Raw genomic sequence first — 19,599 nt, 5'->3', positions numbered from 1 at the left:
GATCAATGAAAAGAAAAATCATTAATTTTTTGTCAGAATTTGAAAATGGAAATGTTGAAAAATCATTTCCCCTGTCTTACTTTTTACCCGTTTATCATTGTGTTTCCGATGAAAATCTGCCTCATCTTCAAAATATCATTCAGTATAAAAATGTAAAGCAGTTCGAGCAGGATTTAGATTATTTTCTGAAATATTTTCAGTTTGTCAACTGGCAGGAATTCAAAGATTTTATCAAAGGAAGTTTTAAGCCGAAAAAGAAGATTGCTTTGCTGACCTTTGATGACGGATTGCGTGAGTTTTATGACGTTGTACTGCCTGTTTTGGAAAGAAAAGGAATTTATGCGGTTAACTTTATCAATCCTGAATTTGTTGATAATAAAAACCTGATGTTTCGCTGTAAAGCAAGTCTTTTAGTTGATAAAATCGAGAAAAAAAACGATATAAACCCAAAAGTCTTCAGCATTCTTAAAACAGAAGAAAATAGTATTTCTGAAATTTTAAAAATCAGTTATTTACAACAAAATCTTTTAGACCAGCTTGCAGAAATTCTGGAAATTGATTTCAATTCATTTTTAAGTCAGCAGAAGCCCTACATGACTTTGGATCAGTTAAGAAGTCTTACGGAAAAGGGATTCGGAATATCCTCTCACAGTTGGGATCATCCTTTGTACCACGAATTATCTATTAATCAACAACTTGAATCCTGTAACCGAACTTTTGACTATTTGAAGCAGAATGATTTTTTATATGAAAGTTTTGCTTTTCCATTTACTGATTTTGGAGTAGAAAAAGCTTTTTTTGATCAGTTATTTACAAATCCCGAATTATTTTGCAGCTTTGGGAGCGCAGGAATTAAGCTCGACAGTGTTCCTCAAAATTTTCAGAGAATCCCTTTTGAAACAAGCGAAACGGCTGAAATTACATTAAAAAAAGAAATGGCTTACTTTAAATTGAAGAAGATTTTTAACAAAAATAAAATTGCGAGAAGATGATTGATCTGAAAACTTTAAACCGAAAAAAACTTGAAGAATTCATATCATCCGGCGATTATAAAAAGTATGATTTCCTTCCTATCACGAAGCATCGCGCTATTTCCCATCTCAGAAATCCGAAAGCCGGTGACGAAGACATTTTATTGATTCTTGCCCTTCATAACGATCAGTTGGCGGGTTATTTAGGGTGTTTTCCCGATCATTTTATCATCGATGGAAAACCTTTTAAGTATGCATGGCTCAGTACCCTTTTCATCAGCAATGAGTTTCGCGGAAAGAAAATTGCACAGACTTTATTAAATACAGCCTTTGAAGAATACGACGGAAATATTGCCATCACAGAATTTACAAAAGAAGCAGAAAGTCTGTATAATAAAATTGGACTTTTCCGGTACATTCAGCCTAAAAAAGGAAAGAGATATTATTTCAAAGCAGATTTTGCAACGATCATTCCTGCAAAAAAGTCTGGTTTTAAACCTTTTCAGCCGGTTTTTAAAATTGCGGATAGTTTTATCAACACGCTATTGTCGTTTAGAAAAATTTTCACCCAAAAACCGGATTTTAAGTTTGAAATTTCAGATAAAATTGATGCGGAAAGTTCAGCATTTCTGTTGGCGTTTAAAAGCAACAGAACGCCTGATGAAATCAACTGGTTTATTGAAAATCCATGGGTTCTGGAAAACGAAAATACCGAAAAAGATTACCTTTTTTCAGCCTATTCAAAACAATTCAGATATTTCTGGATAAAAATTTATGATGAAAATAACAATTTGGAAACCTGTTCGCTTCTGCTTCTAAGAGACGGAACGCTTAAAGTTTTATATTTATTTTCAAAAACAGAATTAAAGAGATTTGTTGTATTTCTCAATGATTTCATTGTGAAAAATAAAGTGAAGGTTCTAACGAATTATCATATTGAACTTAATGAAAATATCGCTTCTTCAAAGCAGTTTCAGAAAATTTATCAGAAAGATTTTGAAAGAAGATATATGTTCCATAAAAATTTACTTGTTAATCTGCCGAAAGATTTTGATCCGGATTTTCAGGATGGAGACGGCGATTGTGCAATGACATGAAACGGAAAGAGGCTTTTTTCAAGCCTCTTTTTTAATGTCCGAAAATATCTTTTAAACTCACTTCCCTGAAGGTTCCCATCTTATCAACCGCTTCCCTGTTCAGGTTTTCTTTTTTCCCGATAATGGCGGTGTTGAAGTGAACGGATTTTATATAATGGTCGTAAAAATCTTTCAGATCTTCAAATTTCAAGCTTTCAATCTGATGATAGATATCTTTCCTGAAATCGTGATGAATATTCAGTTTTCTTAATCTTAACGTATTGAAGAAAATATTCGTTCTTGTTACCCGTTGCGAAGCAATCTGTTTCAAAGCAGAATTTTTTGCATTTTCAAACTGTACCTTCACTTCAGGAAGCTCAGTCATCAGTTCAGTCATCGTATCTACAGCAATCTGTAATTTGTCCGGCTGCGTTCCGATGTAGGTGGTAATGTAATCCGGATGATCCAGCTCTGAATTGGCAGCGTAAGAAACGTATGCAGAATACGCTAAACTTTTGCTTTCGCGAATCTCCTGAAAAACAATGGATGACAAACCGCGTCCGAAATATTCATTAAAAACATTGATTTTACCAAAATTTTCCGTGTTTACATTGCGACCTCTTCCTACCTTACTCATTTCCATCTGAACCATATCGTAATCTGTAAAATATACATTTCCATCGGTTTCAGGCTCCGGATAATTTTTAGGTTCCGGAATGACAAAACTTTCATTTTCAGTATATTTTCCGATGTATGAAGTGAAATTTTCAAAATTTCTTCCGTAGAAAAATATCTGATACGGATATCTGAACAGTTTTTTCATACGGTCTGTAAAAACTTCCACATTGCTGCTTTCCAGCTCTTCTTTTGAAATAACATCCGTAAACCGTGAGAAAGGTCCCAATTTGGTATAATTTGTAAGAGCCGTCATAATTCTGCCTTTATCCTTCTTCATCGCACCACGGTTTTCCAGAATAGTTTCTGTAAACTGTCTGTAAATTTCCTGATCCGGTTTTACTTCATACAGCCAATGCTGCAGAAGATTTATTCCTTTTTCAATGTTTTCTTCCAGACCGTTCAGCGAAATAATCAGCTGATCGTTGGTGGTTTTAAAATCATTGGTAACGCCGATTTTGAAGAATTCTTTTTTCAGATCTTCCGGAGAGAATTTTTCAGTTCCCAGATATTGAAGAACCTGTGTCGAAATCGCAAGATCGCGGTCATGATCGCTTCCGAACGGAAAAATAAAATGAACCTGCGCAATATCGTTGTATTTATTTTTAACGAAACTTATGGTCTTGCCTTTCACAACATCTTTCTGAATTTCCTTTTCATAATCCACAAATTCCGGCTGAATATCTTCTGTTTTTTCTTCCAGAATCTGTTGTAAAAATTCAGACTGGGCTTCACGGTTTATTTTCACAGGAGTAATTCCCGGATTTTCTACGCGGATCAATTTTTCGTTTACCCCTTTTTCTTTATAAACGATTACATAATTATCTCTGAAAAACTCATTGGCAAAGGCGATAACCTCTTCTTTTGTCAGTTTTTCATACTGATCAATTTCATTCAGTTCCTGTTCCCACGTTCTTCCTTTGATGTACGTATCGTAAAGGTTTGTTGCCAATCCGTCTGCGGTTTCCAGCGCTTTCATCCTCTGAATTTTAAAATCATTGATGATGGCAGGAAGCATCCAGTCCGGAAATTCTCCTTTTTTAACCAGTTCGATCTGCTCCAGAACCAAATCTCTGGCTTCATCCAAAGTCTGCGATTCCTTCGGAACGGCAACGATGGAAAAATATCCGTACTGTTTCAGACCTACTGAATACGCCTGTCCCCACAATAATTTTTGAGTCTGATTGATATTCAGATCCAGCAATCCTGCTTCTCCCCTGTTGCTAAGAATATTTACCACCACATCCGCCAACATCGCTTCTTTTGTGCCGTAACTTTCCGTTCTCCATGCCAACTGCACTCTCGGCGTTGTGGGACTTTTTACCGTTCGTTTTATAATTTCCGTAATCGGTTTTTCGATAATAGGAGTTTTTTTCGGAAGCTCTCTGTACGGAATGGTTCCGAAATATTGGTCAACAAGCTGAATTGTCTCTTCAAAATCAAGATCTCCCACCAAAACCATAGCATAATTGTTCGGAACATAATATTCATCAAAATATTTATGAATCGCCTTCATGGAAGGATTTTTCAGATGTTCTGCCTTTCCTAAAGTCGTTTGCTGTCCGTTGGGATGCGTAGGAAAAAGAGCATCCATCAGTTCATAATTCACCAGACGCGAATCGTTATCCTGTGCTCTGTTGAATTCTTCATAAACAGATTCCAGTTCGGTATGAAAAAGCCTTAAAGCCAGTTCAGAAAAACGTTCTTTCTCTATTTTCAGCCATTTTTCAAGCTCATTGTTCGGAACATTATTTTTGTAAACCGTTTCATCGAACCATGTATGCGCATTGGTTCCGCTTGCGCCTAAAGAAGAAATTGCCTTGTCATATTCATTCGCAATGGCATACTGACTGGCTTCCTGAGAAACTTCATCTATTTTGCGGTAAATTTCTTTCTTTTTTTCAGGATCATTTTCAGCTTTATGCTGTTCGTATAAATCTGAAATCTGATCTAATAATTCACTTTCCTTTTCCCAGTTTTGAGTTCCTAATTTAGAGGTTCCTTTAAACATCATGTGTTCCAGATAATGTGCTAAACCTGTATTATCAGAAGGATCGTTATTGCTTCCGGTTCTCACAGGAATATAGGTCTGGATTCTCGGAGCATCGGAATTTTGGGCAAGAAAAACCTTTAAACCATTTTTTAAAGTGTAAATTCTTACTCCATTTTCGTCATTGGAAACCGTGATATATTCGTAGTTATTTTTATCTGTATGAATTTCTTCCCTGAATTTTTTATCAATCATAAACTTCATTTTTCACCCTTAAAAATAGAATGAATACAAATGTAAGCAATCAAAAAAGAATCCTTCCATTTTATAAATATTAAAATCTATGATTAAGATTCGCATTTTATATTTAAGTTTGCATCAGTTTTCCAAATTACAACACCATGCAAGGAAACATCCTCATCATCGATGACGAGATCAAGCTCCTGAAATTATTAGGAATGATCCTTTCCCAAGAAAATTTTAACGTAAAAGAAGCTTCCACCGCACGTTCTGCGATGACGATGCTAGAACAGTATGAATTTGATGTCGTGCTAAGCGATGTTCGGCTTCCCGATGCTTTCGGAGTAGATTTAGTAAAATCCATCAAAACAAAATATCCTCATCTGGAAATTATTCTGATGACGGCTTTCGGAAATATTACGGACGCAGTTCAGGCAATGAAAAACGGCGCCTACGATTATCTGGTGAAAGGTGATGATAATGATAAAATTATTCCGCTGGTTTATAAATCTCTGGAAAAAGCAAAAGATAACAGGTCGAAAATCATTCAGAAGAGTTCTTCTTCAAAAGGTTTTGAAACGATTATCGGAAATTCACCTTCCATTATTCAGGCAAAAAAACTGGCTGAAAAAGTAGCGTTAACGGATGCAACCGTTCTTCTGACGGGTGAAACAGGAACCGGAAAGGAAGTTTTTGCGAATGCCATTCATGAAGGCAGCGACAGAAAGAAAAATAATTTTGTAGCCATCAACTGTTCCGCTTTCAGCAAAGAAATTCTGGAAAGCGAACTTTTCGGGCATAAAGCCGGAGCTTTTACAGGAGCAGTAAAAGATAAAAAAGGACTGGTGGAAGAAGCCAATGGCGGAACTTTATTTCTGGATGAAATCGGAGAAATGCCGATTGAGCTTCAGGCAAAACTGCTTCGTGTACTGGAAACCAAAGAGTTTATCAAAATGGGAGAAACGAAGGTTTCCAGATCGGATTTCCGACTGATTGCCGCAACAAACCGTGATCTGGAGGAAGAAATAAAGCAGGGAAACTTCCGTGAGGATCTTTTTTTCCGGCTGAATATCTTTGAAATCAGGCTTCCGTCACTTCGCGAGAGAAAAGAGGATCTGAAAGCTCTGGCTAAAAATTTCGTGAATGTTTTTTCTCAAAAACTTCATATCTCCAATATTGAAATCTCTCCGGAATATTATAAAACATTGGAAAAAAACGACTGGAAAGGAAACATACGGGAACTGCGAAATACTGTCGAAAGAAGCTTAATCCTAATGAACGATCATATCCTTGATGCAGAAAGTCTTCCGCGTTACTCTGAAAAAGTTTCTTCTGAAAACGATTCTTTCAGCATGAAATCTCTGGAAAAGGAGCATATTCAGAAAGTGCTTCAATACACCAAAGGAAACAAGGCAGAAGCAGCGAGATTGCTGGAAATCGGGATTGCTACCTTATACCGCAAACTGGAAGAATATCATTTGAGATAAATGTTAATTAAAATCCACGCTGTAGATACCGGAGCATTTTATTTAAAACAATAAATAATTGATTATCATTTAATTATAACTAATTTTAAATACATTAAGAATTAAACCATTAAGTTTTAGTTTAGAAGTTAAGATTATATAAGAGAAGCTTCGCTTTAATCTAAAAAATGCCTTCAAAATATAAAGGAACATAGTTTTAGTATGTTTTTTTTAAGAAAGAACTTAATTGGTTAAAAAAATAAAACCTATCATTTTAATAACGAGCCTATCATTTTGATAGGTTTTTCTGTTTTTTGGCACATGATGAAATATAACCAAAACACTCATTTTCAATTAATTAAATTAATCTAAACAACAATGGAACTTCTTTTGGCATTGTCAGTCTGAATAAAATATTTATAAAATGACAATTTCAAGAAAAACGTTCAGAGAACGGGAGCACTCAAAACTGAGTCTGCTGATGGTATCTTACGTAGTATTTACTTTATTAACCTTAATTGTTGCCGTATGATGTTGATAGTTTTAATTCTTCTCAGCGCCTTATTATTCTGGATCTCTTACAAATCCGTTGAATTTTTTGATAAAATATAAAAATTATGTGGAGTTTATTTTTCCTATCCGTTATCGCCTTTGTGTACATCTGCTATGTATTAATAAAACCTGAAAAATTTTAACCAAAAATAATGAACACAGAAATTTTAGGCATTATTGCCATGTTCACGATTACATTAGTGATTGGTATTTTTCTCGGAAAATATATTGCTAATGTATACGGCTACAAAAAAACCTTTTTAGACAAAATTTTTCAGCCCGCTGAAAATCTGATCTATAAAATCTCAGGCATCAATCCGAACCGTCAAATGACCTGGAAACAGAATATGTCTGCGATGTTAACCATCAATTTTGTATGGTTTATTCTTGCCTTTTTTATTCTGCTGAATCAGTCCTGGCTTCCTTTGAATCCGGACGCAAACCCGGATATGTCGCCGGATTTAGCCTTTAATACCGCCATCTCTTTTTTAGTCAACTGTAATTTGCAGCACTATTCCGGAGAAACGGGAGTCAGCTATTTCAGTCAGTTGTATTTAATGTTCTTACAGTTTGTCTCTGCTGCGACAGGAATGGCTGCAATGGCAGTTCTATTCAAAGCTTTCAGAGATAAAACGACAACAGAACTGGGGAATTTTTACGATTTCTTCACCAAATCTGTGATCCGTATTTTATTGCCTTTAAGCATTGTGGTTGCTTTCATCCTTTCTTCCAACGGAAGTCCGATGACTTTCGAAGGAAAAGACCACACTACCACTATGGAAGGAGCTAAAATAGATGTTTCACGAGGTCCGGTTGCCGCTTTTGTTGCCATCAAACATCTGGGAACAAACGGAGGAGGATTCTTCGGAGCTAACTCAGCGCATCCGTTAGAAAACCCGAATTATACGACCAATATGACAGAAATGATTGTTCAGATGATTATTCCATTCGCTTTGGTTTTTGCTTTAGGATTTTATTTGAAGAAAAGAAAACTTTCCTGGACGATTTTTGCTGTCATGACGATTGGTTTTCTGGCTTTAACCGTTCCGAACGTTATTAACGAAACCAACGGGAACCCTCTGATTACCCAAATGGGAGCTGATTCTCATCTTGGAGCGATGGAAGGTAAAGAAATCCGTTTCGGAAGTGCTGCTTCAGCGTACTGGAGCATTGCTACAACCGTTATTTCAACAGGATCTGTAAACGCGATGCATGACAGTACGATGCCGCTTTCGGGAATGAATGAGCTTCTTGCCATGATGATCAACTGTTTCTACGGCGGATGCGGAGTCGGAATTCTTAACTATTTCATTTTCATTATTCTTGCCGTATTCATCAGCGGATTAATGGTGGGAAGAACGCCTGAATTTTTAGGCAAAAAAATTGAAGCTAAAGAAATGAAGATCGCGATGATTGTAGCTTTATTCCATCCTTTTCTGATCTTGGTAGGAACAGCTCTAACAGCTTATCTGCCTGAATTCGGAGCAAAAACGCTTAATAATCCCGGTTTCCATGGCTTTAGTGAAATGCTGTACGAATTTACCTCATCATCTGCAAACAACGGTTCCGGTTTTGAAGGTTTGGGAGACAATACTCCGTGGTGGAACATTTCCACAGGAATTGTGCTTTTATTATCAAGATTTATCCCGATTATCGGTCCGGTAGCAATCGCAGGATTACTGGCACAGAAAAAATACATTCCTGAAAGCTCGGGAACGCTGAAGACAGATACTGCCACTTTCGGATTTATGACGTTAGCCGTTATTCTTCTGATCGCTGCGCTGTCCTTCTTCCCTGCCCTTACTTTAGGTCCGATTGCAGAACAGCTTCAGTATTTTTCTAAATAAAAAATTAAATAATTGAACCATTAAGACTTATTTAAGACGTTAAAAAAATTAATCTTATCAAATTATTAAGTTTAAAATATTCTTTGAATTTCTTGATTAAACTTCGCTTCTTAAATAAATCTTAATGCTTCAAAAAAGAAAAATTTAATTCAAAAATCAATTCAAACCATTAAGCAGATTATATAAAGAAAACTAGTCTCAATTTTCATCCATACCCAACTAATATTATCCATTTTTATTCTTTAATATTAATTTGCTTTAATGGTTGATTTTGGTTTCCAATGATATAACACTTTCAAAACAAAATGAAAAATCAATCTCAGACATTGTTTCAAAAAGATTTGGTAAACGAAGCCATCAAACAGTCTTTCGTAAAACTGAATCCGAAAATCATGTTTAAAAATCCTGTCATGTTTCTCGTAGAGATCGGAACGGTTGTCATGCTTATTGTAAGCCTGTTCAGCCTTACCGGAGACAAGTCTCAAGGCAGTTTCAGCTATAATTTTTTAGTATTCGTTATCTTATTTTTTACGGTTTTATTCGCCAATTTTGCCGAAGCCATTGCTGAAGCAAGAGGAAAAGCGCAAGCGGATACTTTACGAAAAACCCGTGAGGAAACTCCCGCAAAAGTTGTCGTAAGCAACAAACAGGGATTTCAGGTAGAAACCGTGATGAAAAAATCTGCCGAAATGAAACTGGGCGATATTTTCCTTTGCGAAGCCGGAGACCAAATCCCGATGGACGGAGAAATTATCGAAGGTCTTGCAACCATCGACGAATCTGCCATCACTGGAGAAAGCGCACCTGTTATCCGTGAAGCAGGAGGAGACAAAAGTTCCGTAACAGGAGGTACAAAAGTCCTTTCCGACAGAATAAAAGTAAAAGTAACCACCAAACCGGGAGAATCTTTCTTAGATAAAATGATTGCTCTTGTGGAAGGTGCTTCCCGACAGAAAACACCCAACGAAATCGCATTAACCATACTTTTAGCAGGCTTTACGCTAACCTTTATTATCGTAACCGTTACCCTGAAACCTTTTGCAGACTACGCGCAGACACCGATTACCATTGCGGCATTTATCTCACTTTTCGTTTGTTTGATTCCCACAACGATTGGCGGTCTGCTTTCTGCAATCGGAATCGCGGGAATGGACAGAGCTTTGAGAGCCAACGTGATCACCAAAAGCGGTAAAGCCGTTGAAACTGCGGGAGATATTGATGTACTGCTTCTGGATAAAACAGGAACCATTACCATCGGAAACCGTAAAGCAACCCAATTTCATCCTTCAAATGGAATTCAGCTTGATGAATTCATTAAAGCTTCGGCACTGAGTTCCGTTGCGGATGAAACGCCCGAAGGAAAATCGATCATCGAATTAAGCCAGTTAAAATCCGAAGATTTACTTGTTCCCAATCCGGTTTACATTGATTTTACGGCTGAAACCCGAACTTCAGGAATCGATTTTGAAAACACGAGAATCCGAAAGGGAGCCTATGACACGATTAAAAAACTGACAGAAAAAGCGGGAAATATTTTCCCTTCCGAAACACAGGAAGCCGTTACCAGAATTTCTGAAAACGGAGGAACTCCTTTGGTGGTTTCTGTTAATGAAAAAGTATGGGGAGTTATCGAGCTTCAGGATATCATCAAAACAGGAATTCAGGAGCGTTTTCAGAGGTTAAGAAAGATGGGCGTGAAAACGGTAATGGTAACCGGAGACAACCCTTTAACGGCAAAATTTATCGCTGAGAAAGCCGGAGTGGACGATTTTATCGCCGAAGCAAAACCGGAAGATAAGATGAACTATATTAAAAAAGAACAGCAGGAAGGAAAACTGGTCGCCATGATGGGAGACGGAACCAACGATGCTCCCGCACTTGCACAAGCCGATGTGGGCGTAGCAATGAACAGCGGAACACAGGCAGCCAAAGAAGCAGGAAATATGGTGGATTTAGATAATGATCCTACGAAACTTATTGAAATTGTGGAAATCGGGAAACAGTTACTGATGACACGCGGAACGTTAACAACTTTCAGTATTGCGAATGATGTTGCCAAGTATTTTGCAATTATTCCGGCATTGTTCATCACGTTTATTCCGGCGCTTCAGAAGCTGAATATTATGAATCTTCACAGCCCTGAGTCTGCGATTTTATCTGCGATTATTTTTAACGCCATCATCATCCCGATCCTTATTCCTTTAGCTTTGAAAGGAGTTGCTTACAAACCGATCGGAGCCAGCGCACTGCTAAGAAGAAATCTCTTGATCTACGGACTGGGTGGAATTATTGCCCCGTTTTTCGGAATAAAGCTCATCGATTTAGTTATAAGTCTTTTTTATTAGGCTGGAAGTTTGAAGCTGGAAGCTGGAAATGAAACGTAATATTTTAACTTCCGTCATCCTTCTTCCATCTTCTATCCACTCAACTCAAAAATTTAATTCAAATGAAAAATCATATTTTATCAGCATCCAGACTTACATTGGTGATGCTTGTAATTGTCGGAATATATTTAGGAATTGTTTACGCAGGTTCTAAAGTTTTACCGACTCAGGGAAATGCAGAAATTATTAATTTTAAAGGACAGAAATTTTACGCCAATATCGGACAGAATTTTACGTCTTCGAAGTATTTTCACGGTCGTCCTTCTGCGGTAGATTACAATGCAGCAGGAAGTGCGGGAAGCAATAAAGGACCGAGTAATGAGGAATATCTTCAGACCGTACAGAAAAGAATTGACACTTTAAAAATGATGAATCCCGAAATGCAGAACGCAAAAGTACCTGTAGAACTGGTAACGGCAAGCGGAAGCGGACTTGATCCGGATATTTCTCCGGAAGGCGCTTTTTATCAGGTTAAAAGAGTGGCAAAAAACAGAAATATCAGTTCAGAAAAACTGGAACAACTTATCAAAAATCAAACAGAAACATCTATTTTCGGTCCGTCAAAAGTAAATGTATTGAAACTTAATATTGCTCTGGATCAGCTTAAATAAAGTAAAATTTTATGAAAAAATATATTGCGGCATTCTTATTGGCAGGATTTTTCTTACCGAAGGCACAAAACACAGACTCTGCAAAAACCGATGCCAAGCTGAAAATCTCTGCTTACGCTGAACTTTTTTACACCTATGATTTCAATGAACCTTCCGGAGGAAACCGCCAGAACTTTTTGTACAGCTACAACAGGCACAATGAAGTTAACCTCAATTTAGGATTCATTAAAGCCAACTATGAAAACGACAGGATGCGCGCCAATCTCGCTCTGATGGCGGGAACTTATGCACAGGATAATCTGGCTGCGGAACAGGACGCTCTGAAATATGTAAATGAAGCGAATATCGGGATTAAAATTTCCAAAACAAAAAATCTGTGGATCGATGCAGGGATCATGCCGTCACACATTGGCTGGGAAAGCGCAATCGGGAAAGATAACGTTAATCTTACCAGAAGTCTCGCGGCAGAAAATTCTCCCTATTTCGAGACCGGAGCCAAAGTTTCTTACACTTCGGATAACGGAAAATGGTTTCTGAGCGGTCTTGTTTTAAACGGATGGCAGAGAATTGCAAAAGCTGAAGGAAATAAAAGTCTTTCTTTCGGGCATCAGATAACTTTTAAACCCAACGATAAGATTACACTGAACAGCAGTTCATTCATAGGAAACGATAAACCGCAGGATGATAAAAGAATGCGTTACTTCCATGATCTGTACGGAAATTTTCAGTTGACAGATCATTTCTCAACGACGTTAGGTTTTGATGTCGGAGCCGAACAGAAAGAAAAAGGAAGTGAAAGCTACAACCTTTGGTATTCTCCAAACGTATTGATGAAGTATCAGTTTGACGATCAGTGGAGTCTTGCGGGACGTGTGGAATATTTCAGCGACAAAAACGGGGTTATCATCGCTACGGAAACGCCTAATGGATTTCAGACTTTCGGATATTCTCTGAATGTCGATTATCAGATCCTGAAAAATGTGGTTTTCCGTACGGAAGCAAGAGGATTTACTTCCAAAGATGCCATTTTTGTGAAAAACGACAATTTCAGACAGGGAAATTTTTTCATCACCACCAGTTTAGCAGCCTGGTTCTGAGAAAAGACTGCATCAACTTAGATTTAGTTTTAAAAGTTTAGTAATTCTAAGATGGGAAACCTAACAGGTTTTAAAAACCTGTTAGGTTTGTAATTAAATAAATCCATTATAAAAAAAGTCAAAAAATGTCTTCAGCAAAAGATTTTTTAGAACTCATCCAGAAATCCAGAAAAGGGAAATTTAAAATCTACATCGGAATGAGCGCGGGTGTAGGAAAAACCTTCCGTATGCTTCAGGAAGCGCATGCTCTTTTGCGAAACGGAATTGACGTAAAAATTGGCTACATCGAAACCCACGGAAGAGAAGAAACTGTCGCTTTAACAGACGGAATCCCTGAAATACCGAGACGGTCTTCTTTTTATAAAGGTAAAAATCTGGAGGAAATGGATCTTCAGACCATTATTAATACCCATCCCGAAGTTGTTTTGGTGGACGAACTGGCTCACACAAACATTGAAGGTTCCAAAAATAAAAAAAGATGGCAGGATGTTCTGGAAATTCTGGATAATGGAATCAACGTCATCAGTGCGATGAATATTCAGCATATTGAAAGCCTGAATGAAGAAGTAAAAAAGATCACCGGAATAGAAGTCTCGGAACGTGTCCCCGATAAAATTCTGGCTCTGGCGGATGAGGTCGTGAATATCGATTTAACCGCCGACGAACTTCTAACTCGCCTGAAAGAAGGAAAAATTTACAAAAAAGAGAAAATCCAGACGGCTTTAAGCAATTTTTTCCAGAGCGGACATATTTTGCAGCTTCGGGAACTGGCTTTAAAAGAAGTGGCAACCCATGTTGAAAGAAAGGTAGAAACAGAGATCAAAACCGAGAATTTTAAACCCATAAAATTTCTTGCCTGCATCAGCAGCAACGAGAAAATAGCCAAAAATATCATTCGGAAAACGGCAAGACTGGCAAGTTATTACAACAGTCCGTGGACCGTTCTTTACATCCAGAAACCATCAGAAAATCCTGAAAAAATTGCCCTGAACAAGCAGCGATTTCTGATTAATAATTTTAATTTAGCTCAGGAATTGGGAGCCAAAGTGATCCGGCAGAAGGAAAGCAGTATTCATAAAGGAATTCTGGACTACGTGATTGCGCATAACATCACCACCGTATGCATCGGAAAACCGCACGCTCATCTTCTACAGAGAATTTTCGGCTACAGCTGGATTTACACTTTAATGAACCGACTGAATGAAAGACAGATCGACATTATTATTTTATCTTAGAATGCAATGAAACTAAAAACGAAACTCACCCTCGGAGTAGGTCTTTTATTTGTGCTGATTGTTTTGCTATCGGTTATCGGGTCTTTTTACATCAATAAACTGAAATCTGATACAGAAAAAATTCTTATCGCCAATTACAACAGTCTGGAATTTTCTCAGAATATGCTTCTGGCTCTGGATAAAATGAAAACCGACAGCGCAGTTGCCATTAAAGATTTTAAGAAAAATAATCTTCTTCAGGAAAGAAATTTAACGGAATTCGGAGAGAAGGAAGCTACCCAGAATCTTAATCTTCATTTCAACAGCTACATCCATGATCCTTCACCGGAAAAGGAAAAACTGATTCGTGAAGATCTGGTAAAAATCATGTCTCTGAATATGAAAGGAATTGAGCGAAAAAGCGATATTGCCATCATTACGGCAGAAAATGCGACGTTCTGGATCGCCTGTCTCGGAACCATCTGTTTTTTAATTGCGATCACGCTTGTTTTTAATCTTCCTCAGACGATTGCGGAACCCATCAGTCAGCTTACGTTCAGCATCCGGCAGATTGCGAATAAAAATTATAACGAAAGGGTTCATTTCCGGGGAAGTGAAGAGTTTAACGATCTTGCCAATTCTTTCAACATCATGGCGGAAAAGCTTCAGGAATATGAAAGCAGCACTTTGTCTGAACAGCTTATGGATAAAAAACGGATTGAAACCCTCGTGAATAATATGCACGATGCTGTAATCGGTCTGGACGAAAATCATTTTATTTATATGATTAATGATGAGGCTCTTAAAATCACGAATCTCAATAAAGATGAAATTATCGGGAAAACGGTTCATGAAGTGGCTGTAAACAATGATCTCATAAGGGAACTTCTGAAAAACATCAATCATCCGCAGAAAGATCCTATTAAAATTGTAACCGACAATAAGGAAAATTATTTTGAGCAGGATGTAATCCCGATCAATATTACAAAGACGGGAGAAAAGGAAAAAAAATACATCGGAAAGGTTATTCTGCTGAGAAACATAACTCCTTTCAAAGAACTGGATTTTGCAAAAACCAACTTTATCGCAACCATTTCGCATGAATTAAAAACGCCGATTTCTGCCATAAAAATGGGCGTTCAGCTTTTGGAAAATCAAAAATTCGGGGAACTGAATGATCAGCAGAAAGAATTATTAAAAAGCATTAATGAAGACGGACAAAGACTGCTTGATATTACGGGAGAACTGCTGAATTTATCCCAGGTGGAAACCGGAAATATCCGCCTGAATATCGAAAGCTGCGCTCCAAAAGAAATGGTACAGACTGCTGTAAAAAATGTGGAAAAACTGGCGGAACAGAAAAACATTTCGATCCAGACGCAGTTTCTGACGGATGAAAAGGACTTTGTTTTGGCTGATTTTGATAAAACAGTCTGGGTAATGAATAATTTCCTGAGCAACGCGATTAAACATTCTTTTCAGGATGAAAATATCCTGATTTTGGTTGAAAAAGAACATTCGGGAATTAAATTCAGCATTACCGATACCGGAAAAGGGATTGAAGAGAAATACCAGCGACAGATTTTCGACCGCTATTTTCAGGTTCCGGGAGAGCATCAGAACGGAACCGGTTTAGGACTTGCAATTTCCAAAAATTTCATTGAGAAACAAAACGGAGAAATCGGCGTTAAAAGTTCTTTAAATCAGGGAAGTACTTTTTATTTTGTGTTGCCGATGGTTTAAATAAAATTTTCGTTTGAATTAGTATATTTGCGACAAAACTCTATTCATGAACATTTTTCAGAAATTTGTTTTCTTATTCTTTTTAATTATTTCAAAATTTGTTTTTGCCCAAAATGAAAATGAATTTCGTGAAGCGTTTACCTTAAAAATAGCTGTTGATTCTATGACATTTTATCAGCAAGAAATTGGAAAATCTAAATATTCGTTAAAGATAATATTTTACAAATTTATCCGGGTGAGCATCTTTTTATTGAAACAGAAGTAAAAGATGATAAGATACAAACGATGAAGATTGTGAAAGAAAATAAGAACCCTTTAAAAACCATAGAAATAGAATTTTCTCAGAAAGTTTCCGGCAGGCAAAACAAAGGAATGACGCTTTCGGTAAGTAATCCTTTTGACAAAAATTTAAATTATGATGCCATTATAAATGTAGTCGGAAAGAAAGGATGGTTTGAAACCTCTATTATTCCAATAAAACCAAAATTAAAAAACTTTGAAATGTGGTCACAGCCAATCATTACCATTGTTCTTAATAATTGGCGATTTGACAAGTAATTTAATGATTAGAAAATATGTTTGAACTGCCTATTTATTATTTCTTTATTGCGTCAATCTGTTCTACAATCATTGTCAGTATTTATTTTTTTATTCAGAAGAAAAATATTATTAAAAATTACAGACAGGAAAATTCAATTGAACTTAAAAATATAAGCGGAACAATAATTACAGACAAAGGCTTTCTCAGTTGGGGAATGGAATTGGGTACATTTGATCTGTTGATCAACAATAATTCAATTTTTTTATTTCTGAAAAGTTTCGGTTTTATTCCGGGGCGGATTACGAATTTATTTTTTTCAAATTCCAACAGGAAAAATACTAAAAGTGCTGTTTTGCTCAGAGAATATAAAATTGACCGAAAAAGTGTTAAACTTGTTTATTATCCTGATCATCTGATGAACAGAAGCCGTCAGATTATACTGAAAAATCTTTCTGATGAACAGCTTTCCATTTTAGAAAAAACATTAGAAGGCAAAAGCCGCAGATTTTATTAATATGAAAATAGAACTTATACCTGTTATAGAAGTTTCAAATTACGATGAGGATCTGGAAATGCCTTCCGGTTCCTATTTGGAATTTCCGGATGAGTGGGAAAATTATAATATTTCCGCGAATCTAAAGACTGGTTTTTCCGAAAGTTTCAAAGCTTATTTTAAAAGTTCTTCTTTTTACAGAATAAGTGAAATTTCTGATGCAGATCTGTTGAAAATCATTTACAGAGAAATTGAAATACAGCAGACTGAAGAAAATCGCGGAATTGATGATTTGGTGTGTTCTATGGACGGCGGTTACATTTTAAAGATTAATGATGTAGACACCTATTTTCCACAATGTTGCGGAAGGCTTAAACACATTACTGAATGGGAAGATCTTGTTTCCGACGAAGGGAATCATCATTTTTATACAGGACATCCATCTCCTAAAGTTGAAATACAGGAACATAAGATCATTTTCGATTTTTTACATTCGATGCCCCAGGAAAGTTATGCTTATCCTGTTTCGGAGGATCAAATTGAAGTAGATAAAGAATCGTTGAGAACAGCAATTGAAAATGCAAAAAAAGAACTTCAATATTTTGCTGAGCAGCTCATCAGAATTAATAAAAAAGAAAACTTGAATATTCCTGAAATTGATAAAATCTTAATTTACGGAATTGATGAATAAAATAGTAAATCTGATTTTTCAATCCCAAAAACCAGAATTTTCACTTTCCGATTTTGTGGAAAGCTTCTGGATGCTGGATAACCCTTCGGAACATAAAGAAGTCATTCTTTTACCGGACGGAAGGATTGATCTGATCTTTTCGCAATCTCCAACCGAACCGCTTCATGTCGTTTTACTGGGAATCGGAACACATCCTGAACATGTGATTATTACTGAAAAAAACAAAGATTTTTGCGGTCAGCTTCAATTTATTGGCGACGGAATATATTTTGCATGAGAGCATTTCCGAATTATTAAATAGCGCAAAAATTCTACCTGCCGATTTCTGGAATTTCAATATTGAGGATTTTAATGATTTTAAAAAATTCTGTGAGAAGGTTTCATTTCAAATAAAAAAAGAGCTTTCCACACAAAAAACAGATGAAAGGAAACTTAAATTATTTAATCTTATCTATTCGTCAAAAGGTTCATTAACGGTAAAAGAATTTTCGGAAAAAGTAATCTGGAGTGAGAGACAAATCAACCGTTACTTTAACCGGCAATTTGGCATTTCTTTAAAATCATATTGTGGAATTCTCCGTTTCAGAGCCTCATTTCAGCACATTAAGGAAGGAAAATTATTTCCTGAAGAAAATTTTTCCGACCAGTCTCATTTTATTAGGGAGATTAAAAAACTTTCAGGATTTCTGCCAAAAGAATTAAGCCAAAATAAAAACGACCGATTTATACAATTTTCCGTTCTGCCCAAGAAGTAATTTTGTCCCATAAAATTTAAATTATGGTAACAGACAACAAAAAAATTGCCATCGTTGGCGGTGGTCCCGGAGGATTAACCTTAGCAAGACTTTTACAACTAAAGAACGCCGAAGTAAAAGTATATGAAAGAGATGAAAATAGAGATGTAAGAGTTCAGGGCGCAACATTGGATCTTCATGAGGAATCTGGTTTGGAAGCTCTTCAAAGAGCGGGTTTGATGGATGAATTTAAAGCCAACTATCGTCCGAGCGCAGGAAAATTAAAAATTTTAGATAAAGATCTGAATGTTTTCCTGGATGAACATGCTTCCGAAGAATCTTATGCAGAAGACCGTCCGGAAATCGACAGAGCACCTCTCAGAAAGATCTTACTGGATTCTTTAAAGCCTGAAACTGTGGTTTGGGACAGTCAGTTTATTTCGATGGAAAAAGATGGTGAGGGGTGGAAACTGCATTTTAAAAACGGAAAGTCTTATTACGCAGATATTGTTATCGGAGCCGATGGAGCGAATTCTAAAATCCGGTCTTATCTTACGGATATTAAGCCTGTTTATTCAGGAGTAACTATGGTGGAAGGAAATATTTACAACGCAGAAATTAACGCTCCGAAGTTATGGAAACTGGTGAATGGCGGAAAAATTTTTGCTTTGGATCTGCATCAGTCTTTGCTTTTCAGTACAAAAGGAGACGGAACATTAACGTTTTACACAGGCTGCAAAACCGATGAAAACTGGGTGAAAGATTCCGGAATTGACTTTGATAATAAGGAACAGGTTTTTAACTGGTTCAAAAAAGAATTCTCTTTATGGAGTAAAGATTTTCACGAATTATTTGAGAGCGATGAAATATCTATTATTCCACGTCCTCAATACCACTACCCTCCTGATCAAAAATGGGAAACTTCCACGAATTTGACTTTACTGGGTGATTCTGCTCACAGGATGACTCCTTATGCCGGAGAAGGCGTGAATATGGCAATGCAGGATGCTTTTGAATTAGCAGAAAATCTTACGGACAACAATTTTAAAGACGCAAAATCGGCTTTTTCAAATTACGAGAAAAGTATGCTGAAACGGGCTTCGGAAATTACAGAGATTACCTTAAACAGTACAGAAATGCTTCATTCTGAAAATGCTATACAAAATCTTCTGAATATGTTTCAGGGAGGGTAAATTTTATGGTTTGAGATTTTGAATTTTAGGTTTCGAACTTAAGGTTAAAGGGTTTCGGGCGGAGCTTCGCTCCGCCCGAAA

General features: G+C 36.7%; 17 protein-coding genes. 16 read left to right on the top strand and 1 reads right to left on the bottom strand.

Annotated elements, in window-relative coordinates; genetic code table 11:
- Positions 1-29 precede the first annotated feature (29 nt).
- Positions 30-992, top strand: coding sequence for a polysaccharide deacetylase family protein (locus BW951_RS09355; RefSeq protein WP_228427532.1), 963 nt, complete (start codon positions 30-32; stop codon positions 990-992).
- Positions 989-2,068, top strand: a complete 1,080-nt coding sequence (locus BW951_RS09350) for a GNAT family N-acetyltransferase (RefSeq protein WP_076392105.1) — start codon at positions 989-991, stop codon at positions 2,066-2,068. Before BW951_RS09355 ends, BW951_RS09350 begins: the two co-directional genes overlap by 4 nt.
- 31 nt (positions 2,069-2,099) lie before the next feature.
- On the opposite strand, the gene BW951_RS09345 is transcribed toward BW951_RS09350, so the two are convergent.
- The gene (locus tag BW951_RS09345; RefSeq protein WP_084196402.1) at positions 2,100-4,976 is read right to left on the bottom strand and encodes a M16 family metallopeptidase; all 2,877 of its coding nucleotides are present in this window, start codon (positions 4,974-4,976) and stop codon (positions 2,100-2,102) included.
- Positions 4,977-5,113: 137 nt separating this feature from the next.
- Here BW951_RS09345 and BW951_RS09340 point away from each other — a divergent pair, with 137 nt between their 5' ends.
- The 14 genes from BW951_RS09340 (at position 5,114) to BW951_RS09285 (ending at position 19,518) form a co-directional block, all read left to right on the top strand.
- Complete coding sequence (locus BW951_RS09340; RefSeq protein ID WP_076392101.1) at positions 5,114-6,439, top strand: sigma-54-dependent transcriptional regulator; 1,326 nt, start codon at positions 5,114-5,116, stop codon at positions 6,437-6,439.
- A gap of 683 nt (positions 6,440-7,122) precedes the next feature.
- Positions 7,123-8,817, top strand: a complete 1,695-nt coding sequence (kdpA, locus tag BW951_RS09335) for a potassium-transporting ATPase subunit KdpA (protein WP_076392099.1) — start codon at positions 7,123-7,125, stop codon at positions 8,815-8,817.
- A 305-nt stretch (positions 8,818-9,122) separates the two neighbouring features.
- A complete protein-coding gene (kdpB, locus tag BW951_RS09330) occupies positions 9,123-11,162 on the top strand; it encodes a potassium-transporting ATPase subunit KdpB (RefSeq protein ID WP_076392097.1) in 2,040 nt (679 codons plus the stop codon).
- Between the two features lie 101 nt (positions 11,163-11,263).
- The gene (kdpC, locus tag BW951_RS09325) at positions 11,264-11,812 is read left to right on the top strand and encodes a K(+)-transporting ATPase subunit C (RefSeq protein WP_076392095.1); all 549 of its coding nucleotides are present in this window, start codon (positions 11,264-11,266) and stop codon (positions 11,810-11,812) included.
- Between the two features lie 11 nt (positions 11,813-11,823).
- Entirely contained in the window at positions 11,824-12,909 is a 1,086-nt protein-coding gene (locus BW951_RS09320; RefSeq protein ID WP_076392093.1) for a porin, read from the top strand.
- Between the two features lie 125 nt (positions 12,910-13,034).
- The gene (locus BW951_RS09315; RefSeq protein WP_076392091.1) at positions 13,035-14,144 is read left to right on the top strand and encodes a histidine kinase; all 1,110 of its coding nucleotides are present in this window, start codon (positions 13,035-13,037) and stop codon (positions 14,142-14,144) included.
- A 6-nt stretch (positions 14,145-14,150) separates the two neighbouring features.
- Positions 14,151-15,866: a HAMP domain-containing sensor histidine kinase gene (locus BW951_RS09310; protein ID WP_076392089.1), complete on the top strand. Its 1,716-nt coding sequence runs from the start codon at positions 14,151-14,153 to the stop codon at positions 15,864-15,866.
- 46 nt (positions 15,867-15,912) lie between these two features.
- Complete coding sequence (locus BW951_RS22380; RefSeq protein WP_084196401.1) at positions 15,913-16,131, top strand: hypothetical protein; 219 nt, start codon at positions 15,913-15,915, stop codon at positions 16,129-16,131.
- A 29-nt stretch (positions 16,132-16,160) separates the two neighbouring features.
- Entirely contained in the window at positions 16,161-16,424 is a 264-nt protein-coding gene (locus BW951_RS22375) for a hypothetical protein (protein ID WP_228427531.1), read from the top strand.
- A 17-nt stretch (positions 16,425-16,441) separates the two neighbouring features.
- Complete coding sequence (locus tag BW951_RS09300) at positions 16,442-16,921, top strand: hypothetical protein (RefSeq protein WP_076392087.1); 480 nt, start codon at positions 16,442-16,444, stop codon at positions 16,919-16,921.
- A 1-nt stretch (position 16,922) separates the two neighbouring features.
- Positions 16,923-17,591 (top strand): hypothetical protein, encoded by a 669-nt coding sequence (locus BW951_RS09295; protein WP_076392085.1) that lies wholly within the window; start codon positions 16,923-16,925, stop codon positions 17,589-17,591.
- Positions 17,584-17,868: a DUF6597 domain-containing transcriptional factor gene (locus BW951_RS23040; RefSeq protein WP_228427530.1), complete on the top strand. Its 285-nt coding sequence runs from the start codon at positions 17,584-17,586 to the stop codon at positions 17,866-17,868. The genes BW951_RS09295 and BW951_RS23040 overlap by 8 nt, the downstream gene beginning before the upstream one ends.
- The gene (locus BW951_RS09290) at positions 17,843-18,346 is read left to right on the top strand and encodes a helix-turn-helix domain-containing protein (RefSeq protein ID WP_228427529.1); all 504 of its coding nucleotides are present in this window, start codon (positions 17,843-17,845) and stop codon (positions 18,344-18,346) included. Before BW951_RS23040 ends, BW951_RS09290 begins: the two co-directional genes overlap by 26 nt.
- A gap of 23 nt (positions 18,347-18,369) precedes the next feature.
- Entirely contained in the window at positions 18,370-19,518 is a 1,149-nt protein-coding gene (locus tag BW951_RS09285; protein WP_076392083.1) for an FAD-dependent oxidoreductase, read from the top strand.
- The last annotated feature ends 81 nt before the right edge of the window (positions 19,519-19,599 follow it).

This window comes from Chryseobacterium gambrini (assembly GCF_900156825.1).
Lineage (GTDB): Bacteria > Bacteroidota > Bacteroidia > Flavobacteriales > Weeksellaceae > Chryseobacterium > Chryseobacterium gambrini.
The sequence above is the reverse complement of the archived record's forward strand: the minus strand, read 5'-3'. Positions and strand labels throughout refer to the sequence as shown.

Excerpts from the sequence above, each read along its gene's own strand:
- BW951_RS09350 (WP_076392105.1), top strand. The coding sequence starts at position 989 with ATGATTGATCTGAAAACTTTAAACCGAAAAAAACTTGAAGAATTCATA.
- BW951_RS09345 (WP_084196402.1), bottom strand. The coding sequence starts at position 4,976 with ATGAAGTTTATGATTGATAAAAAATTCAGGGAAGAAATTCATACAGAT.
- BW951_RS09340 (WP_076392101.1), top strand. The coding sequence starts at position 5,114 with ATGCAAGGAAACATCCTCATCATCGATGACGAGATCAAGCTCCTGAAA.
- kdpA (WP_076392099.1), top strand. The coding sequence starts at position 7,123 with ATGAACACAGAAATTTTAGGCATTATTGCCATGTTCACGATTACATTA.
- kdpB (WP_076392097.1), top strand. The coding sequence starts at position 9,123 with ATGAAAAATCAATCTCAGACATTGTTTCAAAAAGATTTGGTAAACGAA.
- kdpC (WP_076392095.1), top strand. The coding sequence starts at position 11,264 with ATGAAAAATCATATTTTATCAGCATCCAGACTTACATTGGTGATGCTT.
- BW951_RS09320 (WP_076392093.1), top strand. The coding sequence starts at position 11,824 with ATGAAAAAATATATTGCGGCATTCTTATTGGCAGGATTTTTCTTACCG.
- BW951_RS09315 (WP_076392091.1), top strand. The coding sequence starts at position 13,035 with ATGTCTTCAGCAAAAGATTTTTTAGAACTCATCCAGAAATCCAGAAAA.
- BW951_RS09310 (WP_076392089.1), top strand. The coding sequence starts at position 14,151 with ATGAAACTAAAAACGAAACTCACCCTCGGAGTAGGTCTTTTATTTGTG.
- BW951_RS22380 (WP_084196401.1), top strand. The coding sequence starts at position 15,913 with ATGAACATTTTTCAGAAATTTGTTTTCTTATTCTTTTTAATTATTTCA.
- BW951_RS09300 (WP_076392087.1), top strand. The coding sequence starts at position 16,442 with ATGTTTGAACTGCCTATTTATTATTTCTTTATTGCGTCAATCTGTTCT.
- BW951_RS09295 (WP_076392085.1), top strand. The coding sequence starts at position 16,923 with ATGAAAATAGAACTTATACCTGTTATAGAAGTTTCAAATTACGATGAG.
- BW951_RS23040 (WP_228427530.1), top strand. The coding sequence starts at position 17,584 with ATGAATAAAATAGTAAATCTGATTTTTCAATCCCAAAAACCAGAATTT.
- BW951_RS09285 (WP_076392083.1), top strand. The coding sequence starts at position 18,370 with ATGGTAACAGACAACAAAAAAATTGCCATCGTTGGCGGTGGTCCCGGA.